This window comes from Sodalis sp. (in: enterobacteria), assembly GCF_047607725.1.
Taxonomy (GTDB): Bacteria; Pseudomonadota; Gammaproteobacteria; order Enterobacterales; family Enterobacteriaceae; genus JBLKSS01.
Genome location: NZ_JBLKSS010000326.1, coordinates 7,947 through 15,497 on the forward strand (window position 1 = coordinate 7,947; position 7,551 = coordinate 15,497).

At 56.8% G+C, this 7,551-nt stretch carries 6 protein-coding genes and 2 pseudogenes; 4 read left to right on the forward strand and 4 right to left on the reverse strand.

Annotated features, from left to right (window positions below):
- Positions 1-49: 49 nt before the first annotated feature.
- The 4 genes and pseudogenes from thyA to rppH all read right to left on the reverse strand — a co-directional run bounded on the left by thyA (position 50) and on the right by rppH (position 4,548).
- Positions 50-844 (reverse strand): thymidylate synthase, encoded by a 795-nt coding sequence (gene thyA, locus ACMX3H_RS19530; protein ID WP_415210337.1) that lies wholly within the window; start codon positions 842-844, stop codon positions 50-52.
- 18 nt (positions 845-862) lie between these two features.
- Positions 863-1,723: pseudogene (gene lgt / locus ACMX3H_RS19535) on the reverse strand (prolipoprotein diacylglyceryl transferase).
- Between the two features lie 176 nt (positions 1,724-1,899).
- Positions 1,900-4,008: pseudogene (ptsP, locus tag ACMX3H_RS19540) on the reverse strand (phosphoenolpyruvate--protein phosphotransferase).
- A 12-nt stretch (positions 4,009-4,020) separates the two neighbouring features.
- Positions 4,021-4,548, reverse strand: coding sequence for an RNA pyrophosphohydrolase (rppH, locus tag ACMX3H_RS19545; RefSeq protein ID WP_415210336.1), 528 nt, complete (start codon positions 4,546-4,548; stop codon positions 4,021-4,023).
- Positions 4,549-5,233: 685 nt separating this feature from the next.
- Here rppH and mutH point away from each other — a divergent pair.
- The 4 genes from mutH to ACMX3H_RS19565 all read left to right on the forward strand — a co-directional run.
- On the forward strand, positions 5,234-5,929 hold the full coding sequence (mutH, locus tag ACMX3H_RS19550; RefSeq protein WP_415210335.1) for a DNA mismatch repair endonuclease MutH: 696 nt from the start codon (positions 5,234-5,236) through the stop codon (positions 5,927-5,929).
- 77 nt (positions 5,930-6,006) lie between these two features.
- Complete coding sequence (locus ACMX3H_RS19555) at positions 6,007-6,738, forward strand: TerC family protein (RefSeq protein WP_415210334.1); 732 nt, start codon at positions 6,007-6,009, stop codon at positions 6,736-6,738.
- A gap of 119 nt (positions 6,739-6,857) precedes the next feature.
- Complete coding sequence (locus tag ACMX3H_RS19560) at positions 6,858-7,076, forward strand: YgdI/YgdR family lipoprotein (RefSeq protein ID WP_415210333.1); 219 nt, start codon at positions 6,858-6,860, stop codon at positions 7,074-7,076.
- Positions 7,077-7,203: 127 nt separating this feature from the next.
- The coding region (locus tag ACMX3H_RS19565; protein WP_415211917.1) for an aldo/keto reductase at positions 7,204-7,551 on the forward strand (348 nt) is incomplete at its 3' end.

Here is a 7,551-nt window from a genome sequence, read left to right on the forward strand (position 1 = left end):
CCGCCCGCAAAATCATGTTGATGCGCAGACGCCCCCACGCACGGGCAATTTATACCGCGACCGGCGCTTTGATTGCCGGATGGGGATCATAGCCCGTCAGCTCAAAATCCTCGAAGCGGTAATCGAACAATGTTGCCGGTCGGCGCTTAATCAGCAGCTGCGGCAACGGCCGCGGATCGCGGGTCAGTTGCAGGTCCGCCTGCTGCAAATGGTTACTGTAGAGATGGGCATCGCCGCCGGTCCAGACGAAATCACCGACCTGCAAATCGCACTGCTGCGCCAGCATGTGTACCAACAGGGCATAGCTGGCGATATTGAACGGCAGGCCGAGGAAAATATCGCACGAACGCTGGTAGAGCTGACACGATAAAGTGCCGTTGGCGACATAGAACTGAAACAGCGCATGGCACGGCGCCAGGGCCATTTTGTCCAGCTCGCCGACGTTCCAGGCGGAAACGATAATGCGGCGGGAATCCGGATCTTGCCTGAGCTGGCGCACCACTTCGGCCAACTGGTCTATCTGGCGTCCGTCGCCGGTCCCCCAGGCGCGCCATTGCCGGCCGTACACCGGCCCTAAATCGCCGTTTTCATCCGCCCACTCATCCCAGATGGAAACGTTATTCTGCTGCAAATAAGCGATATTGGTATCGCCGTTAAGGAACCACAGCAGCTCATGGATAATCGACCGCAAATGGCAGCGTTTGGTGGTCACCAGCGGGAAACCCTGGCGCAAATCGAAGCGCATTTGATGGCCGAACACCGACAGGGTGCCGGTGCCGGTACGATCCGCTTTCGGCGTACCCTGCGCGCGCACCATACGCATCAAATCAAAATACTGTTTCATAATACCTCAGGACATATGTTACTGGGGACGGCGGCGGTACGCCCAGGCCATCATAATCACGCCGGCCAAAATCATCGGCAGCGACAAAATCTGCCCCATGCTAATGACGCCGCTAAACAGGCCCAATTGGGCATCCGGCTGGCGGAAAAATTCCACCAGTATGCGAAAGGCGCCGTAGCAAATCAGGAACAAACCGGAGACGCTGCCGATAGGCCGCGGCTTACGGATAAACAGATTGAGAATAATAAACAGCACCATGCCTTCAAGCAGCATCTCGTAGATCTGGGACGGATGGCGAGGCAGCACGCCGTAGCGCTCAAACAGCGCTTGCCACTGCGGATTGGCCGGCCGCAGCGCCAAATCTTCCTCCCGGGAGCCGGGAAACAGCATTGCCCAGAGCGTATCGGTGGTGACCCGGCCCCACAACTCGCCGTTGATAAAATTCCCCAAACGGCCGGCGCCCAGGCCGAAGGGCACCATCGGCGCGACAAAATCGGCCACCTGGAAAAAATGGCGGCGGGTGCGATGGGCGAACCACAGCATCACCACGATGACGCCTATCAATCCGCCGTGGAACGACATGCCGCCGTCCCAGACCTTAAACAGGCATAGGGGATTATCGAGAAACAGCGGCAGGTTGTAAAACAGCACATAACCGATACGGCCGCCGAGAAACACCCCGAGAAAACCGGCATAGAGAAGATTTTCGACTTCTTCTTTGCGCCAGCCGCTGCCGGGGCGATTCGCGCGCCGTACCGCCAGCTACATGGCAAAGACGAAGCCCACAAGATACATCAGACCGTACCAGTGCAGGGAAACCGGGCCCAGGGAAAAGATCACCGGGTCAAACTGAGGAAAGGCCAGATAATGGGTCGTCATTCATCACCACAACGTCGTCGTTTTTGTTATCCGGCCGCAGGATGCCGCTGCGGTCGCTGTACATGCCGCGCAGGCGTTTTTCCCGCACGGCGCGAAGTGGCGTATCATAGCATAGCGGCGCGACGGCGAGAGTCAGGGGATGTAAATAACCGCCGGCAGGTGTAATGATTCCCTACTCAGCGCCCGCCCCGAATCAGGCCGTCCAGGCCGCGCCGCTCCATGAACACCGCCACCTGATGGCGGACTTCGATGCTGTTTTGCGCGCCAATGACCCGCTCCGCCAGCTCCTGCGCCTCGTTCAGCGCCACATTGCGCAATAAATACTTGATACGCGCCACGCTACGGCCGGTCATGCTCAGCGTACGATAGCCCATGCCCGCTAGCAGCAACGCGCCCATCGGATCGCCGGCCATTTCGCAGCACAAGCTGCAAGCCAGCCCCAGCCCCAGCCGCTCCGACTCGCTAATGATTTTTTGCAGCACCTGTAGCATGGCCGGATGCAGGCTATCGTACATCGCCGCCACCCGGGTATTATTGCGATCCACCGCCAACAAATACTGCGTCAGGTGTTGGTGCCGACCGACAGAAAATCCACCCGGGTCACCAGCGCCGACAGCATAAACACCATGGCCGGCACTTCCACCATAATACCGATACGCGGCTTGGGCAGCGCATAGCCCAGCACGTCCTCAACTTCGCGTCCGGCGCGGTCGATGAGCCGGCGCGCTTCGTCAATCTCATCGACACTGGTTATCATCGGCAGCAGAATACTTAAATTGCCGGTGGCGGCGTTGGCGCGCCGCATTGCGCGCACCTGGATGAGAAAAATCTCCGGCTGGTCAAGGGTAATACGAATACCGCGCCAGCCCAGGCAGGGATTTTCCTCGCTTATCGGCATATAGGGCAGCTGTTTATCGGCGCCGACGTCTAGGGTGCGAAACGTCACCGATTTACCGGGGAACAATTGCAACATCCCTTGATATTGCGCCACCTGCTCCTCCTCCGAGGGAAAGCCGTTTTGCAACATGAAGGGAATTTCCGTGCGGTACAGACCGATGCCGTCCACCCGATCGTCGAGGCGCTGTTCATGTTCCGCGCTCAAACCGGCGTTGAGCATCACCTGGATGCGTTCGCCGCTTTTCAGCACCGCCGGCTGCTCCACATTATCTTCCGCCAGCCGGGTGAATTCACGCTCTTCGCTGACCAGGCGCTGGTACTCCTGCACCAGGACCGGCTCCACCAGCAGTTCACCGCGGTAGCCGTCGACGATAAGCAAGCGCTGATTAAGCAACAGCGGCTGGATATCGGCGCCCATCACTGTCGGGATCCCCATCGCCCGCACCAGGATAGCGGCGTGGGAGTTGGCGGCGCCGTCACGCACCACCACCCCCACCAGCTAATCCGGCGGCACTTCGGCCAGGAGCGCGGCGCTCAGCTCGTCGGCCACCAGCACGAAGCGCGATGGCCACTGAATAACATTACGCGCGCTATCGTCAAGGTGGAACAGCAGTCGCTGGCCGAGCGCGCGCAAATCGCCGGCACGCTCGCGTAAATAGCTGTACAGGTCGAACACCGCCGCGCTGTCTTTCTGCGCGCTGGCGGTAAACCGCTTGCTCAGACGGCGGAATTCGGCGACGGATTCGTTCAGCGTCAGCCGCTCGCGCTCGTGGCCGCTGTCCAGCGACGACGCCTGATAAACTTGTCGAGGGAAGGCTGGCTGCTGTCCACCCAGCCCTGGGCGATGGCCACCCCCGGCGCGGTCGCCAGGACGCGAATACGGGTCTGGCGGTACTGGCTGAACAGCGCGTTGAGCTGCGACTGGGATAGAATGCCGGCCATCTGCGTGGCCAGCGTGACCATAAACGATTCTTCGCTCTCGTCGAACTGCCGGTGCTCGTGCTGCTGCACCACCAGTACACCGAGCAACTGACGGCGGTGGATAATCGGCACGCGGAGAAAGGAACGAAAACGCTCCTCTTTCACCGCCAGAATGTATTTGAAACTGGGATGGATATGGGCGTCCGCCAGGTTAATCTGCTCAGCCAACCGTCCGACTAGGCCGACAATCCCTTGGTCAAATGCCAGCGTGATCGTGCGCCGCGCGGTTTATTTAAACCGCGCGTCGCCGTCAGGTAATAGCAGCGACGATCGTTATCGGCCAAATAAACCGAACAGACTTCGGTATTCATCGCCTGACAGGTTTCATTAACCAGAATGTCAAGTGAATCCGACAGACGCGGCGCGGCTGCGACCTTTTCAACGATTTCCCGCAAACGCGTGAGCATAATCTACGTGACTTAGCCTCTTTTCCGTCTGTGTGCCGGCGCGGAACGCGGCGCCGCAGTTTCCTGCAGCGGCATCACGACGCCGGAAAATTCCTTCATCGCCCGGCGGTACACGTCCCGTTTAAAGGAAACGACCTGACGTACTGGGTACCAGAAGCTGACCCAGCGCCAGCCGTCAAATTCAGGGATCCCCCCGCGCTGCATATTGATATCCACATCCGGACACGTGAGCTGTAGCAGAAACCATTTTTGCTTCTGACCAATACACACCGGCTTGGTGTCCCAGCGTACCAGCCGCTTGGGAAGCTTATAACGCAGCCAGTTACGCGTCGAAGCCAGGATACGCACATCTTTGCGGCTCAGACCGACCTCCTCGAACAGCTCGCGATACATCGCCTGCTCCGTGGTCTCGCCAGCGTTGATGCCGCCCTGGGGGAACTGCCAGGAATGCTGTCCGTATCGCCTGGCCCACAGCACCTGCCCGTCGAGATTACAGATTACAATACCAACATTCGGGCGGTAGCCATCATCATCGATCACCGGACTACCTCGATTACATAAAATATAAGATGTTCCGATTGTTTCATACTCGCTCTGAATGGTAAACCACTGCTTTTCACTAATCGCCGGTGAATAACACTCTTAGGGCCGCTTAATGGCGCCGAGTTATAAACAGCTAGCGGCGAGCGGGCGCCACTTTATGTACTTTTTCTGTGGATAGGTTTGTGTGCAACGCTGGATTAGATGGGTAAAACTTTTCGCCAAACGCCCGTGCGGGGGATAAAAAATAAAAAATAAAGAAGAATATCAACAGACTAAAACGTTTACCCTTGTCACGGAAGGCGCGACGACGACGCGGTGAAAAATCTCTTCACCGGGCATGGATAAAAAACAACCATCGATGATTTTATCCACAGAAAAACGGATCGACGTCGCAAATAAATGGACAAATAGGCTAAAAACGGCGCCGTCAAGGCTGTAATAGAAACAGTACTCGTCGATTGACAAGATTATCCCGCAAATCTGTGGATAACCTGGTGTAAGATCCTATTCATTGTTGCCCGTAGCGGGTGTACAACTGCTTTCGGGCTTGCGCCCTGTCTGTTAAGGTCATTAAAAAAGAGCTTAAAATCATGCTATTATTATTTTTTCTCCGGCCGCCACTCGCGTTAGCAGCGCGGATGTGCCGCAGGTGCTTAGTTTTTATTCAGTTCAGGACCGCGAAATGAACAGCCTGATTCCGCTTTCCCTTGCGCCCCATCCCCCCGCCGATGAAAGGGAACTGCTGCGCCGCGCCGATGCGCTGGCGGGTTATACCTTGAGGGAGTTATCTGCCCAGGCCGGTCTGCCGATCCCCGCCAATCTCAAGCGTGACAAAGGGTGGATTGGCGTCCTCTTGGAACGCTATCTGGGTGCCAGCGCCGGCAGTAAGCCCGAGCAGGATTTTGCCGCCATAGGCGTAGAGTTGAAAACCATTCCGGTGGACAGCGGCGGACGGCCGTTGGAGACCACCTTTGTTTGCGTGGCGCCGCTGACCGGCAATAGCGGCGTTACCTGGGAAACCAGCCACGTGTGTTATAAGCTGGCGCGGGTGCTCTGGATCCCGGTCGAGGGCCAACGGACAATCCCGCTGGCGCGACGCCGCATCGGCGCGCCGCTCCTGTGGAGCCCGGACACGGAGGAAGAGCTACAGCTGCGACGCGACTGGGAAGAGCTTATGGATCTTATTGTGTTAGGCAAGGTGGAACGCATCACCGCCCGCCACGGCGAAGTGCTACAGCTGCGGCCAAAAGCCGCCACCGGTCGGACGCTGACCGCCGCCGTCGGTGAATTTGGCCAGCCGATTTTAACGCTGCCTCGCGGTTTCTATTTGAAAAAAAATTTCACCGCCCAGCTGCTGGCACGCCATTTCCTGTTATAAACGCGTTTTCTCTTGCCAGCCCACCGACAACACCGCGTATAATTATCGTTTATGTTTCGTTTAGGTGAATGTGTGTAATGCTTGATTGGATTGCCGATCCGGACGCATGGCTGGCGTTGGGAACCCTGACCATTCTGGAAATTGTCCTGGGTATTGATAATATTGTTTTCCTGTCCGTGATCGTCGCCAAACTTCCTCCCTCACAGCAAAGCAGCGCCCGCCGCCTGGGTCTGTTCGGCGCCATGGTGATGCGACTTGGCCTGCTGGCCGCTATCGCCTGGGTCAGCCATCTGGTCAAACCGCTATTTTATTTTTTGGAACACCCTATTTCCGCCCGAGATCTGATTTTGTTTTTTGGCGGCATTTTTCTAATCTGGAAATCGTGCAGGGAAATAATGGAATCGTTCCACGGCAGCGCTGGCGGCGAGGACAGCACGGTCCAATCCTATCTCGGCGCCATTACCCAGATAATGATGCTCGATATCATTCTCAGCCTGGACTCGATCATTACTGCGGTAGGCCTGTCCTCCCATCTGTTTATCATGATGGCGGCGGTCATCATCGCGGTGGCGATAATGCACTTTGCTGCCCGGCCAATAGGCGAATTTGTCGATAGACACCCGTCGGTCAAAATGCTGGCGCTGGCGTTTTTGATTTTGGTTGGCGGCGCGCTGATTCTGGAAAGCGCGGCTATCGACGTGCCGAAAGGGTATATCTATTTCGCCATGTTTTTCTCGCTGGCGGTGGAAACGCTAAATCTCTTGCGCAATAAAAAAGCCGGCCAGCGGCCTTCCGGCCCGGATGCCTGAATGCTCCTCGACACGCAGTGGAAAACGGTGCTGGAATTTTCGCCCGCATCGCTAGTGAAGCCGGTGTTTTTTGCATATGATGTTAACGATGTAGGTCACTTAATGGATGGAAAACGATAATGAAAACACTCTATCTGCTGATGCCGGCATTATTCGGCGTCGCGCTGCTTGCCGGCTGCACCAGTGATTACGTAATGGCGACCAAAGATGGCCAGATGATATTGACCGACGGCAAGCCTGAAATCGATAAAACCACCGGTCTTATCCATTATACCGACGAACGTGGCAACGAAAGGCAAATCAACGGCAACGATGTTTCGCAGATCATCGAAAGATGATCCCCGCGCCCGGCAGCGCGTCGCAGGTTTAATTTACCCCTTCTCCCCCCGCCCCGGCTTGGTTATAGTCAGTCAAGGCGGTGTGCGATCACGCCTGTACGTTTACGTCACTGAGGAACCTGCCCTGATGTTTTATCACCGTATTCCCCATAGTTCTTTGGAAGTCAGCGTGCTCGGCCTGGGTACCATGACTTTCGGCGAACAAAACAGCGAAGCGCAAGCCCATGACCAGCTTGATCTCGCTCTCGCCAACGGCGTTAACTTAATTGACACCACGGAAATGTACCCCGTACCGCCCCATCCTGAAACCCAGGGGCTGACGGAGCGCTATATCGGCAGCTGGTTGAAGCGCCGCGGTCAGCGCGAAAAGATTGTTTTAGCCAGTAAAGTGCTCGGTCCGGCGCGCGGCAACGACGTAGAGGTTGCAGATTCCGACGTATCCGATCATCTGTTCCGGCGACATCCGATCAGTTAT